General features: G+C 53.9%; 20 protein-coding genes. 17 read left to right on the forward strand and 3 right to left on the reverse strand.

Features of this window, described 5'->3' with window-relative positions; translation table 11 throughout:
* Positions 1–113 precede the first annotated feature (113 nt).
* The 6 genes from MHH28_RS28180 to MHH28_RS28205 all read left to right on the forward strand — a co-directional run bounded on the left by MHH28_RS28180 (position 114) and on the right by MHH28_RS28205 (position 6536).
* On the forward strand, positions 114–395 hold the full coding sequence (locus tag MHH28_RS28180) for a CopG family ribbon-helix-helix protein (protein ID WP_036697455.1): 282 nt from the start codon (positions 114–116) through the stop codon (positions 393–395).
* A gap of 3 nt (positions 396–398) precedes the next feature.
* On the forward strand, positions 399–749 hold the full coding sequence (locus MHH28_RS28185) for a type II toxin-antitoxin system PemK/MazF family toxin (protein WP_019913013.1): 351 nt from the start codon (positions 399–401) through the stop codon (positions 747–749).
* Positions 750–861: 112 nt separating this feature from the next.
* Positions 862–1551, forward strand: a complete 690-nt coding sequence (locus MHH28_RS28190; RefSeq protein ID WP_405107904.1) for a TetR/AcrR family transcriptional regulator — start codon at positions 862–864, stop codon at positions 1549–1551.
* 72 nt (positions 1552–1623) lie between these two features.
* Entirely contained in the window at positions 1624–2835 is a 1212-nt protein-coding gene (locus tag MHH28_RS28195; protein WP_405107907.1) for an MFS transporter, read from the forward strand.
* Between the two features lie 237 nt (positions 2836–3072).
* Positions 3073–5235 (forward strand): Tex family protein, encoded by a 2163-nt coding sequence (locus MHH28_RS28200; RefSeq protein ID WP_405117277.1) that lies wholly within the window; start codon positions 3073–3075, stop codon positions 5233–5235.
* A 386-nt stretch (positions 5236–5621) separates the two neighbouring features.
* Positions 5622–6536: a GNAT family N-acetyltransferase gene (locus MHH28_RS28205; RefSeq protein ID WP_405107910.1), complete on the forward strand. Its 915-nt coding sequence runs from the start codon at positions 5622–5624 to the stop codon at positions 6534–6536.
* Positions 6537–6646: 110 nt separating this feature from the next.
* On the opposite strand, the gene MHH28_RS28210 is transcribed toward MHH28_RS28205, so the two are convergent.
* Entirely contained in the window at positions 6647–7618 is a 972-nt protein-coding gene (locus tag MHH28_RS28210; RefSeq protein WP_405107913.1) for an S-layer homology domain-containing protein, read from the reverse strand.
* 295 nt (positions 7619–7913) lie between these two features.
* Between MHH28_RS28210 and MHH28_RS28215 the strand changes: the two genes are divergently transcribed.
* From MHH28_RS28215 to MHH28_RS28230, 4 genes are read left to right on the forward strand one after another with little or no spacing between them, the layout of a single operon-like run.
* Positions 7914–9548 carry an ABC transporter substrate-binding protein gene (locus MHH28_RS28215; protein WP_405107915.1) on the forward strand — a complete coding sequence of 545 codons (1635 nt, stop codon included), beginning with the start codon at positions 7914–7916 and terminating at the stop codon, positions 9546–9548.
* 28 nt (positions 9549–9576) lie between these two features.
* Positions 9577–10530, forward strand: coding sequence for an ABC transporter permease (locus tag MHH28_RS28220; protein ID WP_405107917.1), 954 nt, complete (start codon positions 9577–9579; stop codon positions 10528–10530).
* Between the two features lie 12 nt (positions 10531–10542).
* Positions 10543–11472: a carbohydrate ABC transporter permease gene (locus tag MHH28_RS28225; RefSeq protein ID WP_405107920.1), complete on the forward strand. Its 930-nt coding sequence runs from the start codon at positions 10543–10545 to the stop codon at positions 11470–11472.
* 55 nt (positions 11473–11527) lie between these two features.
* Entirely contained in the window at positions 11528–12463 is a 936-nt protein-coding gene (locus MHH28_RS28230; RefSeq protein ID WP_405107923.1) for a helix-turn-helix domain-containing protein, read from the forward strand.
* A 305-nt stretch (positions 12464–12768) separates the two neighbouring features.
* Here MHH28_RS28230 and MHH28_RS28235 read toward each other — a convergent pair whose 3' ends face one another.
* Complete coding sequence (locus MHH28_RS28235; protein WP_405107926.1) at positions 12769–13764, reverse strand: S-layer homology domain-containing protein; 996 nt, start codon at positions 13762–13764, stop codon at positions 12769–12771.
* A 77-nt stretch (positions 13765–13841) separates the two neighbouring features.
* Positions 13842–14681 carry an aldo/keto reductase gene (locus MHH28_RS28240; protein ID WP_405107929.1) on the reverse strand — a complete coding sequence of 280 codons (840 nt, stop codon included), beginning with the start codon at positions 14679–14681 and terminating at the stop codon, positions 13842–13844.
* A 940-nt stretch (positions 14682–15621) separates the two neighbouring features.
* Between MHH28_RS28240 and MHH28_RS28245 the strand changes: the two genes are divergently transcribed.
* The 7 genes from MHH28_RS28245 to MHH28_RS28275 all read left to right on the forward strand — a co-directional run bounded on the left by MHH28_RS28245 (position 15622) and on the right by MHH28_RS28275 (position 21445).
* Positions 15622–16365, forward strand: a complete 744-nt coding sequence (locus MHH28_RS28245; RefSeq protein WP_405117279.1) for a helix-turn-helix domain-containing protein — start codon at positions 15622–15624, stop codon at positions 16363–16365.
* A gap of 174 nt (positions 16366–16539) precedes the next feature.
* Positions 16540–16995: an SRPBCC family protein gene (locus MHH28_RS28250; protein ID WP_405107932.1), complete on the forward strand. Its 456-nt coding sequence runs from the start codon at positions 16540–16542 to the stop codon at positions 16993–16995.
* A gap of 7 nt (positions 16996–17002) precedes the next feature.
* Entirely contained in the window at positions 17003–18325 is a 1323-nt protein-coding gene (locus MHH28_RS28255) for a beta-ketoacyl-[acyl-carrier-protein] synthase family protein (RefSeq protein WP_405107935.1), read from the forward strand.
* Positions 18322–19569, forward strand: a complete 1248-nt coding sequence (locus MHH28_RS28260; protein WP_405107938.1) for a beta-ketoacyl-[acyl-carrier-protein] synthase family protein — start codon at positions 18322–18324, stop codon at positions 19567–19569. Before MHH28_RS28255 ends, MHH28_RS28260 begins: the two co-directional genes overlap by 4 nt.
* Positions 19570–19629: 60 nt before the next feature.
* A complete protein-coding gene (locus MHH28_RS28265; RefSeq protein WP_341149271.1) occupies positions 19630–19848 on the forward strand; it encodes a phosphopantetheine-binding protein in 219 nt (72 codons plus the stop codon).
* Entirely contained in the window at positions 19845–20225 is a 381-nt protein-coding gene (gene acpS / locus MHH28_RS28270) for a holo-ACP synthase (protein WP_341187244.1), read from the forward strand. The genes MHH28_RS28265 and acpS overlap by 4 nt, the downstream gene beginning before the upstream one ends.
* Positions 20226–20245: 20 nt before the next feature.
* The gene (locus MHH28_RS28275; protein WP_405107943.1) at positions 20246–21445 is read left to right on the forward strand and encodes an MFS transporter; all 1200 of its coding nucleotides are present in this window, start codon (positions 20246–20248) and stop codon (positions 21443–21445) included.
* Positions 21446–21450: the final 5 nt, after the last annotated feature.

Genomic DNA, 21450 nt, shown 5'->3' on the forward strand with positions numbered 1-21450 from the left:
AATGGGATGCAGCATACTTGATATACTGGCGGCATATATTCCTTGTATAAAATTCCTTGTATATTGTAACACTGGAACACAAGGGCAGAAGGTTTGTGGGGGTGGAAGAGAAGGTGGCCAATTTGCAGAACACCAAAAGAATCATGATCAGCTTGCCCGATCATCTCTTGCAGGAAGTAGATGGGATCGTTCAACTGGAGAACTCTAACCGTAGTGAATTGATCAGGCAGGCCATGAAGCTGTACTTGAGCGATCGGAGAAAACGTACCATCCGCGAGTCGATGCAGCGGGGCTATATGGAAATGGCTAAGATTAATTTGACCATGGCATGCGAGGCTTTTCTCGCTGAGGAAGATGCAGACAGTACTCTTGGCCGCTTAGTAAGCGGGGTGTAAATATTGATTGTTAAACGCGGCGACGTTTTTTTTGCCGACCTTTCACCGGTTGTGGGTTCCGAGCAAGGCGGAGTAAGGCCGGTACTGGTCATTCAGAACGATATTGGCAATCGCTTCAGCCCGACTGTGATTGTAGCGGCTATCACTGCCCAGATCCAGAAGGCCAAGCTGCCGACGCATGTAGAGATTGATGCGGCTGCTCATGGCTTTGACCGGGATTCCGTCATTCTGCTGGAGCAGGTTCGTACCATTGACAAGCAACGCTTAACGGATAAGATCACCCACCTGGACGATGAGACCATGAAGCTGGTGGATGATTCGCTGCAAATCAGCCTCGGGCTGATTGATTTCTGAACCCTGCGGGGATATAACATCAATCATCGTAACAAAAGGCAGGCCGGATAGATTCCGGTGCTGCCTTTTTTGGCGTTCGTCCATATATACTTATTGATATACCGGAGGATAGATGAGTAGTGGCGGCGGGGGTTGTGCATGGTCACGACCGCATGATATAATTGGACCGATCGGTCGGTCTAGAGGAGGGGTAACGATTAAGGGACGTTCGGACGGAGAAGAAACGAAGAGCCGGATTCTGGAGCATGCCACCACATTATTTGCACAAAAGGGCTACGGCGCTGTAAGCATGAATGAGGTCTGCACAGCCGCGAAGGTCAGCAAGGGGAGTCTGTATCACCATTTTCCAAGCAAGGATGAATTGTTCCTGTGTGTGGTGGAAGAGGATACGCAGAAGTGGCTCTGTGAGTGGGAGGAGCTGCGGAGCGGGATCAGCGGAACGGAAGCCCGTCTATATGCGCTGGGAGATCACTATGCGAATGATATCCAGAATCCGCTGATTCATGCCCTGGAGGAATACGCCAGATCCCGCACGCTTTCGGAGGAGATACGCCAGCGCCTCTCGCAGATATTCGAATGGGTCACACAGGCCTGCCGTGAGCTGCTGCAAGAGGGAATGGATTCCGGTTATCTGGTCCAGGGTGACTTGGATAACTATGTAATCACATTCAGCGCTATGCTGGAAGGAATCAGCCGGGTCCATGAGATCACAGGCATGACCAATACCCCGGAGACGATAAGGGCATACTACCGTGCGGGAATTGAAATCCTGCTTCAGGGGATACGGTCCGCGAAAGATTGAGCAATAGACAGATATAAATGAATTACAACCGAAGCCTGCAGTGCGGCTCCGGGATATACGGAGGGAAACACCATGTCATTACTGTTAAGAAACCGGGGAGCGATGCTGCTCCTGATGATGAATATTTTTTTGGCGTTCACGGGGATTGGTCTGGTTGTCCCTATTATGCCTACGTACATGAACGAGCTGGGCATCGGCGGGAGTGTAGTCGGACTGCTGGTGGCGGCTTTCTCGCTGACGCAGCTGCTGGTCTCGCCCTTCGCCGGAAGACTGTCGGATAAGATGGGCCGCAAAAAAATAATCGTCGGCGGTCTGGCCGTATTCGCGTTCTCTGAGCTGTTGTTCGGGCTCGCGGACGCCACCTGGGTGCTGTTCGTATCAAGAATGCTTGGCGGGATCGGGGCCGCGATGATTATGCCTGCGGTTATGGCTTATGTGGCAGATACCACCTCCTCGGAGGAGCGGGCCAAGGGGATGGGCTTCATTAACGCGGCGATTACCACCGGCTTCATCATCGGGCCGGGAATCGGCGGCTATCTGGCCGAGCTTGGCATCCGCGTACCCTTCTTTGTCGCTGCGGGGGCTGCCGGCCTCGTTGCGGTTATTACCCTGCTGGTCCTTCCGGAATCGCGTTCGGCGGAGCTGCGGGAAGAAGCAAAAACACGGTCAGGCAATAACGATAGTCTAATCATGCAGCTCATGCGCTCTTATCGCGAGCCTTATTTCTTCGGCTTGATTATTGTATTCGTGCTGTCCTTCGGGCTGGCTAACTATGAGACGGTATTCGGACTGTTTGTAGATCATAAATTCGGGTTCACTCCGAAGGATATCGCGTTTGTCCTGACATTTGGCTCCATTGCCGGGGCCGTGGTGCAGGTTACAGCCTTCAGCTGGATTCTGAACAAATTCGGGGAGAGCCGGGTCATTTCCGCCTGCCTGCTGATTGCGGGCCTGTCGATCCTCCTGACGCTGTTCGTGCATGGCTTTGCCATGATTGTGTCTGTGACCTTTGTTGTATTCTTGGCGATGGATATTCTTCGCCCGGCTGTCGGCACCCAGCTCTCCAAGATGGCTGACGAATCGCAGCAGGGCCTGGTGATGGGGATGAATTCCGCTTATACGAGCCTTGGCAATATTGCCGGCCCGATTGTGGCGGGGGTCCTGTTCGACTTGGATATCAATTTCCCTTATGCGGTGGCTGCGCTGGTCTTGTTCCTCAGCTTCATGTTGTCGGTAGGCTATGCCAGACGTAGAAGAAGCAAAGAGGTTACTGTGGTGCGCTAACATTAGGGGAATGAACAGAATAACACTCAATGATACGGCTATGCTGTCCCGGAGGGGATGGTGTAGCCGCTTTTGTTTTTGTACGGGGCAGACTTTGGTCCTGCGGCAAACTGTGATAGTATTTCAGTAGAGAGCTATGAACTCAGACTGTGTATAGAAAGAGGGATCTACTTGAGCGTTGATACGAATCAGGCGGCGAAGGCGGCGGAGGATGCTGCTGCCCGTCAGGAGCAGGAACTGATACTTGCAGCGATTGCGAAGGAGCTGAGCATCAGTCTGAAGCAGGTTAGAACAACGGTGGGACTGCTCGATGAAGGCAACACCATTCCGTTCATCGCCAGATACCGCAAGGAAATGACGGGGGAGCTGGACGAGAACGTCCTCCGCGATGTGGAAGAACGGCTCGGTTATCTGCGTAATCTAGGTGACCGCAAGAAGGATGTCATCCGCAGCATCGAGGAGCAGGGCAAGCTTACGCCTGAGCTGCAGGCGAGCATCATGAAGGCGGTAAAGCTGCAGGAAGTGGAGGATCTGTACCGTCCGTTCAAGCAGAAGCGCAAGACACGGGCCAGTGTCGCCAAGGAACGGGGACTCGAACCGCTGGCGGATTGGGTCATGGAGCAGAGGCGCCAGGGGGTTCCGCTGCAAGAGGCTGCTGCATATATCGATGCTGAAAAGGGCGTAGAGAGTGCTGAGCTGGCGCTGCAAGGGGCAATGGATATCATTGCCGAGAATATTGCCGATGATCCGGCCATCCGTTCGTGGGTACGCCAATATACAGCGAGTCAGGGGATTCTGGTCTCCGAGGCCAAGGATGCCCAGCAGGAAAGTGTATACGAGAATTATTATGCGTACCGGGAGCCTGTGCACCGGATGCCGCCGCACCGTATTCTCGCGATCAACCGCGGGGAGCGGGAGAATATTCTTAAGGTCGGCATCGAGGTGGTGCCGGACAAGATTCATGCGTTCATCATCCGCAAGCTGGTGAAGGGGCCATCGCCGGTCAAGGAGCTGCTGGAAGCCGTGACAGAGGATGCCTACAAGCGGCTGATCGCGCCTTCCGTGGAGCGCGAGGTGCGCGGGGAGATGACCGAGAAGGGAGAGGCGCAGGCGATCTCCATCTTCTCGGGCAATCTGCGCAGCCTGCTGCTGCAGCCGCCGGTGAAGGGACGGCATGTTCTGGGCGTCGACCCGGCCTACCGCACTGGCTGCAAGCTGGCCGTTGTGGACGATACCGGCAAGCTGCTGGAGGTAGCGGTCACGTACCCGACGCCGCCGAACAACAAGAAGAAGGAAGCGGCGGCCAAGTTCAAGGAGCTGATTGCCAAGTATGGCATCCAGCTCATCGTCATCGGCAACGGCACCGGCTCGCGGGAGACGGAGCAGTTCACGGCCGAGGTTATTGCCGAGGTCGGTAACCCGGAGCTGGCCTACCTGATCGTTAACGAGGCAGGGGCCAGCGTGTATTCGGCCTCCAAGCTGGCGCAGGAGGAGTTCCCGGATCTGGATGTGGCGGAGCGCAGCGCCGCCTCGATCGCCCGCCGCGTGCAGGACCCGCTCGCGGAGCTGGTGAAGATTGATCCGAAGGCCATCGGTGTCGGGCAGTACCAGCATGATGTGTCGCAGAAGCATCTGGAGGAGAGCCTGAGGGGCGTCGTAGAGTCGGCGGTTAACCATGTCGGCGTCGACGTGAATACCGCTTCGGCTTCGCTGCTCTCCTATGTGGCAGGGGTGAATACGACGATTGCCAAGAATATTGTGAAGTTCCGCGAGGAGAACGGCAAGTTCACTACGCGCAAGGCGCTGCAGAAGGTGCCGCGCCTGGGCGCGAAATCCTACGAGCAGTGCATCGGCTTCCTGCGTATCCCCGGAGGGGACAATACGCTGGACCGTACGCCGATCCACCCGGAATCCTACGCGGTGGTTGACCGGTTGTTCCGCGAGCTGGGGCTGGATGTGAAGCAGCTCGGCAGCAAGGAAGTTGCAGAGCAGCTAAGCGCTCAGAACGCGGAAGAGCTGGCGGTGAAGCTGGAGGTTGGCGTGCCTACGCTGCGCGACATCCTGGAGAGCCTTCAGCGTCCGGGCCGCGACCCGCGCGAGGAGCTGCCGCTGCCCATCTTCCGCAAGGATGTGCTGAAGATGGAGGACCTGCTGCCCGGCATGGAGATGCAGGGCACGGTGCGCAACGTGATCGACTTCGGCGCCTTCGTCGATATCGGAATCAAGAACGACGGGCTGGTCCATATCTCCCAGCTCAGCGGCAGCTATGTGAAGCATCCGATGGATGTGGTCTCTGTCGGCGACAATGTCACCGTATGGGTACTCGGCGTCGATGTGAAGAAGGGCCGCGTCAGCCTGACGATGCGCCAGCCGCGCGAGGCGGCGGGCAGCGGGGAGTAGTAGTAGAGGACTTTACGGACTCAGCGGACCTTATTTGGCTGGAATCGGCGTTTTGCGGACCGTTGTGGACTCAGGAGCCGTTAATACAGGCTTCGTAGCCTGTAATTAGGCCTGACAGCCTCATTAGCGTCTTCTGTGTCCGCTTAGGCCGACAAAAGAGGCATTTCAGAGTGAATAACGGCCTCCTGGTCCGCAAAGTAACGGAGGAGCAAACAAGAGCTGTGCTTTCCTTTATCAGGAATGCACAGTTTTTTGTGTAGGCTAGGTTTATAAATTTGAGTTGGAGATTAAGCTAAGCAGTATAAAACAACTATAGTTATTCAAGAACGGAAGCTCCTTGCCCGGCGGTGTTATGATGGACAGAAACAGAAGGTGGCGGATGGTAATTGAGCAACAGAGTGATCCGGCAGTTTGAAGAGAGAGATATGGCGGCGCTTGGCGCGATGTATGCGCAGGTGTCAGCGCTGGAGGATGTGCTGTTCTGGTGGGTGGGGGATGAGAGCAACTGGGAGAATGTGTTCTGCGCCTTTGAAGAGAATCAGATGGTGGCCAAGGGCCAGCTACAGCTCTTCAATGTGGTGCCACCGGGACGCGCGGCGGAGAGTAAACACAAGATTTTCCTGAATCTGAAGACGTTGCCCGGACGGGAAAAGGATCTGGAGCTGCGTGACAGTGTCTACGCCCTTCTGCTGGAACGGGCACAGGTGCTGAAGCGTACGCTGCCCCCGGAATATGGGACCCTCCTGTGCACAGGCAATTATGCGGCGGAGGAGAGCTGTCATGTTTATTTCGCAGAGCATCTCGGTTACCTGCCGGATAGCCGCTTGTATACGCTTCAGCGCGATCTTCGTGAACCCATCCATGCGGTGGAGCTGGAGGAAGGCCTTGAATTGACCCATGCGCCTATGGATTCGCCGGAGCAGCGGGCGGCTTATCTGGAGCTGGAGGCGGAGATCTGGCCGGAGACCCCGCTCGGAATGGAGCGTCTGCTGGAATATCAGGAGCATCCGCACTGGACATCGATGGTCATGCTGGATGCAGGCCGGGTGGCGGGCAGTCTGATGGTCTGGCAGGAAGAGAAGCTTGGCATCATTGAGGATGTATTTGTCTGTAAGCCCTGGAGAAGAAAAGGCATCGCCAAGGCGCTGCTGAATCGTGCGTTGTCGTATCTTCAGGAGAAGGGGCTGGAGCAGGCGCAGCTGGTCGTACTGACCACGAATGATTCCGCCCTGTCTCTGTACCGTTCAGCCGGTTTCCAGACGGGGCGTCTGGAGATCAGATATTCTAAGGAGCTGGACTAACGAACGGCTCCCTGATTAATAGAGACTATACAATCACATCTCACAAAGAGCGCATCAGCCAGGTATCCGGCGGTGCGCTCTTTGTGATGCATCTAGTTAAGTGGAAGCTGTTACTTTAGCCCTCCGGAAGCAGCCGAGGTAGCCGAGCCCGGGGCAGCTTGGGCTACTGCGGTATAGCCTTCCGGCAGATAGGTGACGGCGGTACCTGCCGAGATGACCTGCGGATTCATGGACCCGGGCTTCGGTGAGGTCACCTTGAAGTAGATCACTGCGGTTTTGTCAGCGCCGAATTCAATCCGCTCAATAACCAGGCCGTACCCCGGGTTCGGCAGATTGGATACGGTCACCGTAGCTTTGTTGACACCAGCGGCGGCTTTGTCCAGTGTAACAGCGGCTTCGTAAGTGCTGGACGGAGCCGAAATGTTCTCATCCATCATAATCACTTCCTTCACGAATTTGGCGGCATCGTAGACCAGGACGGCAGCTTCTGCCCGGGTAACTGCTTCGTTCGGACGGAAGGTGTTATTCTTCTCCAGCGTGATCAGACCGGTGTTGAACAGAATTTGCAGACTGTTCATCTCCGCAGTGGATAGCTTGCCGCCGTCCGTAATGTTGGCATACATCTCCGTATACGCGAAGTCCCCTTTGTTCTGAAGCGCCTGAAGCAGCAATTGTGCGAACTGGACCCGTGTCATCACAGCATTAGGGTCAATAGACCGCTCCAGCGACAATCCGCTTTCTTTGGCCTTCAAGAATGCGGAGGCATACCAGGCGGTATTTTTTACGTTGTCAAAATAATCGCTGGCCTTCTTGCCGGAGGGGAGCTGCGGAGCAAGCTTCAGGCCGCTTACCATGAACTGCACACCTTGCGCATACGTAAGGCTGGACTTCGGCGCGAACTTGTCGCTGGTCACTCCATTAAGGATGCCCTCCTGATGAAGTGCATTGATCTTGGCTTCGGCCGCATGGCCCTTCAGATCTGAGAAAGCGGAAGCCGGTGACCCGATAGCTAAGGTTGCCGCCAGAATGCTGCAGGCCAGCGAGATTTTGGCCGTGCGCATCCGGGTTAATGTATTCTTCATTGTACCTCACCTCGTATCCTCTTAGATGGGATTCAGGAGCAAAAGGTTGCAGCCAATCACTCCATAGATGGAATTATTATTCTCTAACCCGGCAGCGGTGATTCCCTGTAATCCAAAACAATTCATCATGTGTCAATTTTCACCTACCGGAAGTCGAAAGTTAGCCTGATTTCAGGCACTTTCGCGGCCAAAAAGGTCAATATATGATGATTAAAAGGTAATATACGGTGAGACAGGGTGCAGCAGAGAAATTATAATAATGATAACGCTTTCGTGAAAAAGAGGGGGTAATCAAATGAGAAAAAAGAGTATTCTGGCCTTGGTCTTGGCAGGTTGTCTGGCAGGACTGTCACTCGCAGGCTGCAGCAGTAATGGGAACAGCCCGGATGCGGGAAATGACAGCAGCAACACGCCGGAGGGGAAGACGAAGCTGAAGGCGATTATCGTGAAGCATTCACTGACCAAAGATGTCACGCAAATGAAATGGCTCGCTGAAATCGAGGAGAAGGCCAATGTCGAAATTGAATGGCAGCAAATCTCTGCGGACTGGGACCAGAAGAAGAGTGCCCTGTTTGCCAGCGGCGAAATCCCGGACTTGCTGTTCAATGCGACCTCAAACTCTGATTTTGTCCAATTCAACGGGTTGTTCGAGGATCTGGGCCCGCTGATTGAGAAGAATGCCCCTAATATTCAAAAGATGTTCAGCGAGCACCCGGAATTGAAAACGCTTGCTACACAAATTGACGGAAAGCTCTACGGTACTCCGCGATACAAGGGCATCTGGCCCGGCTCCACCGCCTCCATGTTCATTAACAAAACCTGGCTCGATAATCTCGGCCTTCAGGTGCCAACGACCTGGGATGAGCTTGAAGCTGTGCTGATTGCCTTCCGTGACGGAGACCCCAATAAGAACGGGGACAAGACGGATGAGATTCCGATGGACTTCAACCCGATAGGCTGGGATTTCACGCCGAAGCTGCTGCTGGGCAGTCTGGGGCTGCCTCTGTCCAACGGGGCGAGCGACGGCTATTTCACGGAAGGGGCGCAGGTTAAGAACTTCTATGTGGATGAACGGTTCAAGACGCTCATGCAATTCCTGCAGAAGCTGTACAGCGAGAAGCTGATCAGCAAGGAAGTCGTCACGCAGGATTACTCCAAATACCAGTCTGTTGCCCGCGGGAATGGAGCGACTGCCAAGGTCGGGTTCACCTGGGGCTGGGAGACGGGAGACCGCTTCGGCAACGAGCTGAAGGATCAATATGTGACCCTGCCGCAGCTGAAGCAGCATGCGGACTCTACTAATGAGCTGTACTGGAGCAATGACTACTACTACCAGAATTACGGCTCCAATGCGGTGTCGGTCAGTGCCCGCTCCAAGAACAAGGAAGCCGCGATGCGGTTCATCGATGGTTTTTATGAGCCGGTTGTCAGCCTCCAGGTTCTGTTCGGCGGAATGAACGACACGGATAAAGGAATCAAGGATAACGGAGACGGCACGTATGCCATTCTTCCTCCGGCGGATGCCTCCCTGGACCCGGGCTCGTGGAAATGGACGAATTCGTTCGCAGATAACGGTCCGATGTACATTGCCGATGCGCTGAAGGACAAGGTGACGCTTGGCTCGGATATGCAGAATGTGCTGAAGGAGAAGGCTGTCTATGATGAGCTGCTGAATAAGGCGGACGAGAAGAGCAATGTCTATCCGCAGAACTTCATGAAGTACAGCACAGAGGACACCAACACGCTGGCTATGAATCAGGCGAACGTCAATAATATCACGGATCAAAAGTGGGCCAACTGGCTGACCACCAAGGTTGACATTGAGAAGGAATGGGCGGCGTATGTAGCCTCCGTCAATAGCTCCGGTCTTGAACAGAACCTGCAAATCCGCCAGAAGGCTTATGACGAATACCTCTCCACCTTGAAATAGTGGACTTGAATGGAAGGGGCGCTCCCAAATGAAACCAGCACAGACCACGGTGCCGCATCAGACGCTGCGCGGGAACGGATGGCTTCGTAGGCAAGCCGGGCATTATCAGCTATGGCTGATGGTGCTTCCTGCGGTTATTTATATCGCCATTTTCTGTTATGGTCCGATGTATGGCATCCAGCTTGCTTTCCGTGAATTTGATTTCAGCAAAGGGCTGACGGGCGGGGAATGGGCCGGGTTCAAATATTTCGAGCAGTATTTCAACAGCCCGATGTTCTGGCCTACGCTGCGGAATACGTTTATTATTGCTTTTTTCTCCATCCTGCTGGGCTTCCCGATGCCGATTCTGCTGGCGCTGGTGGTCAACTCGATCCGCAGCAACAGACGCAAGCGTATCCTGCAGACTACGGTGTATATGCCTTACTTCATTTCCACCGTTGTACTGGTCGCACTGCTGCAGATTATGCTGTCGCCTACCACCGGGCTGATCGACGGCTTCCTGAAGGCCCTGCACCTGATCCCTGCGGATACGAATCTGATTGGTGATCCCGGCGCCTTCGTTCCGGTGTATGTCATCTCTGCCATCTGGCAGGCCTGCGGCTGGAACAGCATTATCTTCATCGCCGCCCTGTCCTCGGTGGATGCGCAGCAGTATGACGCCGCCCGGATTGACGGGGCTAACCGCTGGCAGATCGTCTGGCACGTGGAGCTTCCGGCAATCCTGCCGACCATTATTATTTTATTGATTATGAATATGGGCAGCATACTGAGTGTAGGCTTCGAGAAGACTTTCCTGATGCAAAATAGTCTTAACAAGCCCGTCTCGGAGGTCATCTCCACGTATGTCTTCAATGTGGGCGTGAAATCCAACCAGTTCAGCTTCGGTTCAGCGGTCGGACTATTCAATACCCTGATCAACTTCACGTTCCTGATGCTGGCGAATGCACTGGCCAAAAAAACTTCAAAAATCAGTCTGATGTAAGGAGGGGATGGGATGTCAAGCAGTCAAGCCGCTCATTCGCAAAAGATCAAGCATTCGGGCGGCATCGCAGACAGGCTGTATACGCTGGTGGTTGCGGTCATAAGCATCGCAGCGTTCATCATGGTCGCGTACCCGCTGTATTTCATCATCATAGCTTCCGTCAGCAACTCCACTATGGTGAATCAGGGACAGGTCATTCTATGGCCCAAGGACATTAACCTGTACGGCTATGAGCAGATATTCAAGGACACCCGGATCTGGCAGGGGTATAAAAATACGATTATCTATACGGTGCTGGGCACGTTGCTCAATCTGCTGGTCACGCTCCCTGCGGCGTATGCCTTGTCCCAGCGGAAGTTCCGGGCGCGCAGGTTCATTATGCCGCTGTTCGTGGTCACGATGTATTTTGGCGGGGGAATGATTCCGACCTATCTGCTCATCCGTGATCTGAATCTGCTGAATACGCCCTGGGTAATGATTGTGAACGGCGCCATTAGCGTATACAATCTGATTATTACCAGAACCTTCTTCGAGACTTCTATACCGGAGGAGCTGCATGAAGCGGCTACCCTGGATGGCTGTTCGCACTTCCGTTACTTTATCTCGGTGGTGGTTCCGCTGTCCAAGGCGGTGATCTCCGTAATCACGCTCTACTATATGGTGGGTCACTGGAATGACTTCTTCAACGCCCTGCTCTATATCAATACGGACAGCTTACAGCCGCTGCAGATCGTCCTGCGCAATATTCTGTTATCCAATCAGGCGTTCGCGGGCGGAGCCGGATCAGGTGCCGGTGCCGGTGCGGGCAGCTATGCCCAGCAGTTCGCGGATCAGATCAAATATGCGGTCATTATCGTATCCACGGTGCCGGTGCTGATTATCTATCCGTTTATCCAGAAGTATTTCGAGAAGGGCGTAATGATCGGTGCGGTGAAGGGCTGAGCCGATTGCTGACGCTGCGGGCAGCATCCGGTGGGCCGGGAGGGAGTGAACTTCAGTGAAGAAAAGTCTTGAACTGCTGGATTCCATCGGTGAACCCGTATCTCAGGATATGAAGGAAAAGCTTATGCACGGCAGCAGACAATTCCGCATGAGCGTGCATGTGACCAAGGTACCCCCCATGAATAATCTGGTACTGTATTCCCACTGGCATGAAGAGCTGGAGCTGCTGTTCATGATCAAGGGCACGGCCAAGTTCCATGTGGGGCAGGAGAAGCTGGTCGTCCAGAGCGGAGAGGCGGTCTTCATTCAGCCCAATATGCTGCATTCGGCGATCCGGGTGGATCAGGAGGAGATTGTGTTCTGCGCGGTGCTGGTGCATTTCAATTTCCTCTCGAGCCTTGAAAATGACCAGATTCAGCAGCAGTATATCTTCCCGCTCTTCCTGGACAACCGGCGTTATCCGCTGCTGATCAGGCGGGAGCTGGAGGAGAGACTGCGGCTCATTCCACTGCTGGAGGAGGTGCGGGATCTCTATCAGCAGGAGGCGCACGGCTATGAGATGCTGATCAAGGCCAGGCTGCTAGAGATACTGTACCGGCTGGAAAAGTGTGCGGCCGAGCATCCGCCTACGGGGCTGCCCGGGCAGTTCCGGGGCGGCAACAGCTCCATACTGGCCAAAAAAACGCTGGCCTACGTCCAGCAGAATTACAGCAAGCGGATCACGCTCTCCGATATGGCGCAGCAGGTCAACATGAGCCCGTCGTACTTTTGCCGCTTCATGAAGAAGCAATTCGATCTGTCCCCAATGGACTTCCTGAACGAATACCGGATCTCGGAGGCAGTCAGCCTGCTGGAGACCACGGATAAGAAGATTATGGAGATCTCCGGCATGACCGGCTTCAGCAATGTGAACCGGTTCACGGAGATGTTCAAGAAGACCTACGGCTGCCGCCCGATGGATTACCGGAACCGGCTGCGGCAGAATAAGTAGGCGGAGCTGCTTAAGATTCGACTTGAAGCTGAGTTCGTCGCTGCGGTGAACATTTGGACTTCCGGCCGCTGTTGTCTCCCGATTTCCTGATCTAAACCGCTGCTCGCGGTAGAAATCGGGAGACAAAGGCGGTCGCTATCGCTCCTCCAGTTCCGAATTTCCCCTCCGCTTCTTTTTTGCTTTTCGTAAAAAATATTAATACTTCTATACAATTAATACTTCTATACAAAGCAGGAAAAAGCAGTTCCCGTATGGGAACTGCTTTTATCTGCTAGTAGTACAAGCCTTGATGGAAGGGGAACCTCTTACTTCGCTGGAGCCGAAGGCTCAAGCCAGCGTGAATCCATTACAGGCTCAGCGGTTGCGGTGTAGCCTTCAGGCAGGTAGGTGGATACCGTGCCTTTGGTAATGACTTGCGGATACATTTTATCCGGGTCAGGCAGGGTGACCTTGAAGAAGATCACTGCTTTGGTGGCACTGGTGAATTCGATACGCTCTACCGTCAGGCCGTAACCGGGGTTAGGCAGATTGTCAACGGTGATGGTGGCTTTGTTGACGCCTTCCGCGGCTTTGGCCAGGACTACATCAGAGACGTAATTGTTAGCCGGAACCGGCTCCGGCTCAGAAGGCTCATTGCCCGGGTTGGCCGGAGTGATCACCCGATCGGCGAACTCAGCGGCATCATGGATCATGACAGCGGCTTCAGCACGGGTAATCGCATCGGACGGGCGGAATTTGCCGTTATCCAGCGTGAGTACCTTCGTGTTCAAGAGCACCTGCAGGCTGTAATTCACCTCTGGAGAAAGCTTCTCGCCATCCTCAATCATGAAGAACATCTTAGTTACCGGGAAATTGCCCTTGCTCTGCAAGGCTTGTGTCAATAAATGAGCGAATTCCGCACGGGTCATCGGTGCATTCGGGTTGATATCCTTTGCCAGCGTCAGGCCGCTCTGCTTCGCAAGGGCGAAGGAGGAGGCGTACCAGGCATTATCTTTGACGTTGTCAAAGAGCTGGCTGGGCTTAGTATTGCTGTCGGTACCGGCTTTCGGTGCAAGCGACAATCCTTTGACAAGGAACTGTACGGCTTGCGCATTCGTTACTTTGGCGTTGGGGGCAAACAGGTCATTTGTAATTCCGTTAATTACACCGGCGCTATGCAGCGTATTGATCTTGGTTTCGGCTGAATTTCCCTTGAGGTCCGAAAAGGCAAATGCGGACGCTCCGAATGATAAACTGGCAGCCAGGATTCCGCACGCGATGCTCATTTTTTTTGCGTGCTTCGTTAGATTAGTTGGTCTCATTGTGCATCACCTCTATATACTAAGATGGTTATTTGAGGCGAAAGGTTGCAGTCGGCAGCAAAATAATACGAAAATAATTAGGACAACGGGATAAAACGGGTGCTCCACAGGTAAAATTTATTTTGCGGATCGACAAATCCTCTTTTATTCTGATCCAGGGCTGCGATTCTCTTCATCTCTTCATCGGAAAGGGAGAAGTCAAACAGCTCCAGATTTTGTTTCAGCCTTGCAGGAGTAACCGATTTCGGAATTACCGCGATGTCCCGCTCCAGGTTCCACCTCAGGATGACTTGCGCCGCTGTTTTATTATACTTGGCTGCCATTTCAGTGAGCACCGGGTGGGCAAGCATCTCCTGGTTACCGTGTCCAAACGGGCTCCATGCGACATGCTGGATACCATGCTGGCCCATGTAGTCATGAAGCGCTCCTTGCTGCAGCAGCGGGTTCGTCTGAATTTGATTCACTGCGGGGACAATCGATCCCTGCTGCATGACCATGTCCAGATGCTCCGGCTCAAAATTGGACACCCCGATCGCCCGGATCTTGCCCTCCTTGTATAAAGACTCCATGATCTTCCAGCTTTCCAGATAGTACTTGGCCGGCCAATGGATCAGGTAGAGATCAATGTAATCCGTCTGGAGCTTCTGCAAGCTCTCTTCAAAAGCCCGGCGCGTCTTTCTCCCCAGATCCGTACTCCAGACCTTCGTGGTAATGAAGATATCGCTTCGATCTACGCCTGACTTCCGGATGGCACTGGCGATCAGCTCCTCGTTGCGGTAAGCCGCCGCCGTATCCAGATGCCGGTATCCGTTCTGGAGCGCCCATACTAAAGCGTCTTCCTGATTGTCTTTGATATTGTACACACCCAGACCAACCTTCGGCATCTGGACTCCGTTATTCAATACGAAATGTTCCATTTGGCATCTTCCTTTCTTTTAGAGTTCTGATAACAATCCCTCTTGGTCAACGATTATAGCATAAGAAGGCAACTAATCATCATTGGGAAAGAAAATCGAGACGGATCTGGAATTGAAAGTAGCTAGTTGTATTTGCTGCAATAAAAAACTCATATTTGACCGTGAAATGTGATTCTATTGTATTTCGTACAGTAGAATATTGTATTTTGGGCGAAGAATGGCCTTTGGTCAACATTCTGTTGTATCGAATACAATAGATTCGATTTGGAGGCCTTTTATACAGCATTCTAATGTACAAAATACAGTTGCTACTGTTCCAGCGCCTTCAGCATTCGAATGACTGTTGCGTGAATGAGGTGGGGCTCGTTGCTGAGGACTGACCTTGCCCGATTAAGTTACCAGCAATATGCTCAAGTGTATTCTGTACAACTAAATCGTCTAATGTAGCGCCTAATTTCCATTGAGTTGTAAAACGTACACTTAAAATACCCTCTGCGCCAGATTTCCGCCGATATGTGTAGATTTAGTTGTACCAAATACAGTTAGAAGAAACAATCGTTCTTAAACACGGTTTTTAAGTGTACAGAATACAACTATCCCAGCTTGTAAGCGGGAAATTTGGAGCTGGAGGAGCGGTAGCGACCGCCTGAAAGCTTTCTGAAGGAAAGCTCGCTATCTACAGCATAAGCTTAGTTTGGATTTCTACCGCGAAGAGCGGTACTAATCAGGAAATCCAAACTGGGTAGCGTCCGGAAGTCCAAAAGTTCACCGCAGCGACGACGGTGCTTCATGTTTAACTCTGAAGTGCGTCTTATCTGATAAGAGTAAATCAGACGCATGCAATGCCGAACTTTTAACTTTTTAATTTTTTGAATAAGAAGCTATGATATTTTTCCTTTTTTATCCTAAAAAATACTATATTATAGAAAATGTAATCTTGGTGAAACCGGGCTTATCGGAGAAGAATGGGATTGGGGAGAAGTTCATGCGTGTTGCGCTGGTGTGTTGTGCAGATTCCACAGAGCCTTGTGAGGATTGCAGGTTCAAGAATATTCATTCTTTTTTTGCACAGGTGTACGGTTGTAAGGTATTGCATTTCAAGGACCTTGAAGCGCTGGTCGATATTGTGAAGGAGGGCCTCCGGCTCGATGGTGTGGTGATCAGCACCCCTGATTTCAACCCGGGATTCATTCATACGATGCAGCACCTGCAACAGATGCTTACGCTGAGAATATTCTTCATTGTGGAGGAGATCAGCGCGCAGGGCACCCCTGTCCCTTTTCCTTCCAATCATATCTACATCAGCAGCTTCGAACGATACGGCTTCCAGGAGGAATTATTCAGCCGTTTGCGTTGCTGGTTCGACGAAGGACTGGGCCTCCACACACACAATACCAGACAAATCAAGGATATTGCGCTTCATCTGCACACCAAATCCCTGAAGGTCGGAGAATTCGTCATTGAGCTCACCTGTAAAGAGTTCGAACTCCTGGACCTGCTGCTGGAATGCCAAGGCCAATATATCCCCACCGAGCAGATTCTGCACCAACTATGGGACAGGTATACTTCTCCTGAGATTGTGAGGCAGTACGTCTACAAGCTGAGGCACAAAATCGAAATCATCTCGGGAAGAAGCGACATTATCCTGTTCCGCCGGGGAATTGGATATTGCGTAAACCTTTGATCTGACAGATTCTTGTCAGGTCTTTTTTGATGCCCAAGTGATGGATGATGAGCTGCCGTTCTTTCCCATAAATAAATAATAACTGTAAATTAACGCAAGCTTAACAGCCGGGTTATGTCCCCTTCCGGGCTTTAGCGGTACGATGTCACTAATACGAATGGGGAGGCATATAGAGTGGCAACGATTCAGAACAGTATCTGGATTCACGCAGACCGGAGCACCGTATTTGAGCGGACCAACGATATTGCGCACTGGACAGACTTATTCACGGAATACCAGGAAACGCGGGTGCTGGAGCAGGGGGACGCCTACATCCGTTTTGAGCTGACGACACATCCCGAGGCGAACCGGCCTGCGCGCTCATGGGAATCGGAACGCTGGCTGGACCGGCCGAACTTCCGGATTACCGCAAGACGCCTTGCGCCGCTGCTGCCGTTCAGGCATATGAATCTGGAGTGGCTCTATGAGGAGCAGGGCGAGGGGACGTACATGACCTGGATTCAGGAGTTCGAGGTAGATCCTGCCAGCGGACTGACCGAGGAGCAGGTGGAGGCCCATCTGAACCGCACGACCAAGGAGCAAATGGCAGCCGTCAAGCACAATATCGAGAAGCAAACGGTTCGGAGCTGAGGGCTGAATGGAGAATGTGACGGGTAGAAGAGTTGTGATTACCGGAATGGGGCTGCTTACCCCGCTGGGAAATACGCTGGAGCAGTTCTGGAGGAACAGCCTGCAGGGCAAGGTAGGATATGACCGGCTGCAGGGCTATGAGCATATGGCTTTGAAAAGCCGGGTCACCGGCAAAATACCGGAGTTCGAGCATCTGGGCCGGACAGCCGATGAGGCGCAGCGTGCGGGCATGGGGCGGCCGGGTATTCTTGCGGTCAACGCCGCGATCAGGGCTGTTGCCGATGCCGGGCTGGAATTCACGAAGGAGCTGCGGGAGCGTTCCGGGGTCTGCATCGCCAATGCGATTGCCGATACCCCCTTCTCGGAGCAGACCTTCCTGCGGATGACAGAGGGAGGACAGGGGCCGATTGATCATGGGCTCTGTGAGGAGGATTTGTACCGCAAGGGCATGTTCTCTTATATTGCCTTCGAAGTGGCGCATGAGTTCGGGCTTCAGGGCGAGGCGCTGGTCATGTCCACGGGCTGTACGGGCGGCATTGATGCGGCCGGATATGGCTATGAGTCGATTATTGCCGGGGAACATGACGTAATGATCTGCGGCGCAGCAGAAGCACCGGTCAGCTCCATGACCATTTCCTCCTTCGATGCCATTGGTGCGTTGACCTCTAAGTTCAACGATGATCCGCAGCGGGCTTCGCGGCCGTTTGAGAAGAACCGCAGCGGCTTTGTTCTCAGTGAGGGCTGTGCTGTTGTGGTGCTGGAGGAGCTGGAGCATGCGCTCCGGCGGCAGGCGCCGATCTATGGCGAGGTGACCGGATTCGCAAGTACCAATAACGCTTTTCATATGACCGATCTGCCGCAGGACGGGGATGCGCTCAGTCTGACGATGAACGAGGCGCTGGGCCACGCGGGCCTGACAGCGGAGGACATTCAATATATCAACGCGCATGGAAGCTCGACTCCGCAGAATGATGCTTTTGAGACCGCTGCTTATAAAAGAACGTTCGGAGAGCACGCCTACTCCATCCCGATCAGCTCCACGAAATCGATGGTAGGACATCCGCTCTCAGCAGCGAGTGCCATTGAGATTGTACACTGCCTGCTGGCCTTGAACGAGGGATATATCCCGCCAACCGCGAATCTGGACGAGCCGGACCCGGCCTGTGATTTGAACTATGTACCGAAGCATGCGATACAGCGCGACCTGTACCATATTCTGACCAATGCCAGCGGATTCTCCGGCATTCACTCCGCCATGATCCTGGCAGCGAACGAATACAGTAATCAGGCGGGCAAGCTTCAGACTGAACAATGGATGTGCAGCCTATGAAGAATACAGTATTCGTAACCGGAGTAGGAATGGTGGGGCCGTGCGGGAATAGTGCCGGGGCCTTCTGGGAGGGACTCCTGAGCGGCCGCAATTATATGACTCCGCTCCAGCTTGAGCATACAACCGGAGCGGCCCCTCCCTTCGCGGGACAAGTCAGCGGGATGGAGCCGGAGCGGGTCATCTCGAAACGTCTGCTCAAGAAATGCTCCCGCTTCTCTGTGATGTCGATCCTGGCTGCGAAGGATGCCATGGATGATGCGCACTGGGAGCTGGATCAGATGAGCCGCGAGCGGATCGGCATCTTCGTCGGCAACAATTCCGGGGGCTGGGAGAGTGCCAGAAATGGCCTGCGTGTCCTGCACACCGAGGGGGCGCCCTTCATTGATCCGAATCTGGCGAGCAACTGGTTCCCGGCGGCGGCACAAGGGCATATGTCCCTCGCCTTCGGCATCAAAGGCTACAGCAAGACTGTGATCGCCGACCGGAGCAGCGGTCTGCTCGCCATTGCCTATGCGGCCAGAGCCATCCGCAGCGGGATCATCGATGCGGCTATCGTGGGCGGTGCCGAGACGCCGCTCGATCCGTGGGCGCTCTCCTTCTATAACACGGAGGGGCTGCTGAATCTGAAGGCGGATCGCCCGCAGACGGCATACCAGCCATTTGTGGAGTCGCGGAGCGGGATGACCCTGGCTGAAGGAGCCGCGTTCCTCTGCCTTGAATCGGAGCGCAGCCTTCAGAAGCGCGAGGCCTCCCGCCGGGTGAGGGCAAGCATCCAGGGCTTCGGTTTTACCAACGACGGTCAGGCCGCAGCCCCGCCTGAGGAGAGTGTAGCGCAGTGTGCCAGGGCGATCCGGCTGGCGGTCGGGCATTCGGAGACGCAGCCGGAGAGAATCGGCTATCTGTCGCTGGACGGGGCGGCCTCTGCCCGGGAAGACGGAATTGAATGCTCGGCCATTCAGGAGGTGTTCGGGAGCAGCGCAGCAGACAAGTGGGCGGGCTGCCCTAAGACCGTCTTCGGTAACACGGTTGGAGCGGCAGGGGCGTTCGATGTCGCACTGAGCGTGCTGGCCATGAATCAAGGGGAGCTGCCCGGTCTTCCGTATCTGGCGGAAGCGGTGCAGGACAATGGCTTGAACTTCGTTCCGGGGATCAGCAGCCGGACCGCTGTGGAGTCTTCGCTGATTATATCCAGAGGAAGGGGAGGTGTCTCTTCGGCACTGGTTGTGAACAAGGAAGAGCTCTGAACCGTGAATTGTTAAGCAAGAAGCGTAAGGCCTATTAACTCTAACGGGAGGGTGTATCTAATGGTATTCGAGAAGGTAAAAGCGATCATTGAGGATATTGGCATTGAGGAAGAAATTACGGAATCATCGCGGCTCTATGACGATCTGGCGTTGGATTCTACAGAGCTGGCGCTGGTCTCTACAGCACTATCCAAGGCTTTCGGCATCTTCATTGAGAGCCGGGTGCTCAAGACTTATTCTGTAGCGCAAGTGATGGAAGCCGTTGCCTTGAAGGCATGATCAGAGGAATCGGCATGGATCTGGTCAGCATCAGCTTCGTGGAGCAGATGCTGGCCAAGTGCGGTGAACTCTTCATCCAGCAGTACTATTCATTGGAAGAAAGGGAACTGTTCGCCTGTAAAAAAAGACATGCGGAACAGTTCCTGGCCGGCAGATTCGCCGCTAAAGAAGCGCTGCTGAAGGCCATCGGCACCGGAATGAACTGTGAGCTGGACTGGAATGAGCTGGAGTTCCTGAGCCTTCCCAGCGGCCAGCCCTATCTGGTCCGCAGCCGAAGACTGGAGTCTTATATACAGCAGCAGGAGAGCATCCACGTAAGCATTAGTCATCACGGTGATTATGCTGCTGCATTCATCATTATTGAGAGCAGTCAATGACTGTGAGGAGGACGAATCACATGAGCAACAACAAAATATTCACACTACTCGCCATCAACATTCTGCTTGTCTTCTCTATTATGGTCAGCATCTTCCCAATCGCACCCCTGATCAGCAGTGATCTCGGCATGACCTCCGGTGAGATTGGAACCATAGCGGGCATTGCCTCGCTGGTGATGACCTTTCTGTCCATTCCGTCTGGTGTCTTCGCAGACCGGTTCGGGCGGAAGAAGATTATTATCGCCTCCATGACATTATCGGCAGTGGCTGTATTTATGGTGGCTGCATCCCACGGAGTGCTGCTGTTCACGGCTGGTTGGCTGCTGTTCGGCTTCGCCAGAGGGTTCGTGTCCACGCCGATCTTCGCGGTGGTGATGGATGTGTGCAAGCCCGAGGAGCGGGGCCGGGCGATGGGTATTGTGTCCGGGGCGATTGGCGCCGGGTCGGTGCTGGGGTATGTGCTTAGCGGGCTGCTGAGTAATTATTTCGGCTGGCATACCTCCTTCGCGGTGCTGGCTTCACTGCTGCTGCTGTCTACGCTAGTTACCACAGTGCTGCTGCGGGAGACCGGAGTCAAGAATACAAGCCGTAGCATCGGGCAAGCCTTCAAAAGCTCCTTCAAATGGCTGGGCGTCCGCGAAATTCTGCTGGCAGGCATTGTGGGAACCCTGTGCTTCATGGTAGGTGTCTTCACTACCTTCCTGGTACCGTTCGCGGCTAAGGAACAGGATATCTCGCTGGTGCTGCTCAGCCTGCTGTTCATTCCGTATGAGGCGGTAGCCTCGTTCGGGGCGGTCTTCATCGGCTGGATCTCGGATAAGGTAGGCAGACATGCGCCCCTGATCTGGGCCCAATCGATCTGCGTGGGAGCGCTCGTGCTGCTGTATGCGCTGGACTTCAACCCCTGGCTGCTGACCTTCGGCTATGCGCTGATCGGGCTTACGGAAGGGCCGATTATTACCCTGGTCAACACGATTATTACGGATAAGGTCATCAAGATTAATCCGATGGAGATGGGTGCGGCCTTAGGAACCTTCCGGACCCTTCAGGGAGTCGGGATTGCGCTGGGGTCTACGCTTGGCGGATTCTTCTACAGCCGGATCGGAACGCATCCCAGCTATCTGGTGGCCGCCGGACTCATGGTGCTGACAATTCTGATCTCGCTGAGTCTGGGCAAAAAGGAAAAAGCAGGTGTCACCGAATATAAATCTGCGGGATAAGGGGT

It is taken from the genome of Paenibacillus sp. FSL K6-1217 (genome assembly GCF_045040735.1).
Lineage (GTDB): Bacteria > Bacillota > Bacilli > Paenibacillales > Paenibacillaceae > Paenibacillus_AQ.

What these genes read in the sequence shown, in the direction of transcription:
- MHH28_RS28190 (WP_405107904.1), top strand. Translation starts at nt 862, where the DNA reads ATGAGTAGTGGCGGCGGGGGTTGTGCATGGTCACGACCGCATGATATA.
- MHH28_RS28195 (WP_405107907.1), top strand. Translation starts at nt 1,624, where the DNA reads ATGTCATTACTGTTAAGAAACCGGGGAGCGATGCTGCTCCTGATGATG.
- MHH28_RS28210 (WP_405107913.1), bottom strand. Translation starts at nt 7,618, where the DNA reads ATGAAGAATACATTAACCCGGATGCGCACGGCCAAAATCTCGCTGGCC.
- MHH28_RS28215 (WP_405107915.1), top strand. Translation starts at nt 7,914, where the DNA reads ATGAGAAAAAAGAGTATTCTGGCCTTGGTCTTGGCAGGTTGTCTGGCA.
- MHH28_RS28220 (WP_405107917.1), top strand. Translation starts at nt 9,577, where the DNA reads ATGAAACCAGCACAGACCACGGTGCCGCATCAGACGCTGCGCGGGAAC.
- MHH28_RS28225 (WP_405107920.1), top strand. Translation starts at nt 10,543, where the DNA reads ATGTCAAGCAGTCAAGCCGCTCATTCGCAAAAGATCAAGCATTCGGGC.
- MHH28_RS28235 (WP_405107926.1), bottom strand. Translation starts at nt 13,764, where the DNA reads ATGAGACCAACTAATCTAACGAAGCACGCAAAAAAAATGAGCATCGCG.
- MHH28_RS28240 (WP_405107929.1), bottom strand. Translation starts at nt 14,681, where the DNA reads ATGGAACATTTCGTATTGAATAACGGAGTCCAGATGCCGAAGGTTGGT.
- MHH28_RS28255 (WP_405107935.1), top strand. Translation starts at nt 17,003, where the DNA reads ATGGAGAATGTGACGGGTAGAAGAGTTGTGATTACCGGAATGGGGCTG.
- MHH28_RS28260 (WP_405107938.1), top strand. Translation starts at nt 18,322, where the DNA reads ATGAAGAATACAGTATTCGTAACCGGAGTAGGAATGGTGGGGCCGTGC.
- MHH28_RS28265 (WP_341149271.1), top strand. Translation starts at nt 19,630, where the DNA reads ATGGTATTCGAGAAGGTAAAAGCGATCATTGAGGATATTGGCATTGAG.
- acpS (WP_341187244.1), top strand. Translation starts at nt 19,845, where the DNA reads ATGATCAGAGGAATCGGCATGGATCTGGTCAGCATCAGCTTCGTGGAG.
- MHH28_RS28275 (WP_405107943.1), top strand. Translation starts at nt 20,246, where the DNA reads ATGAGCAACAACAAAATATTCACACTACTCGCCATCAACATTCTGCTT.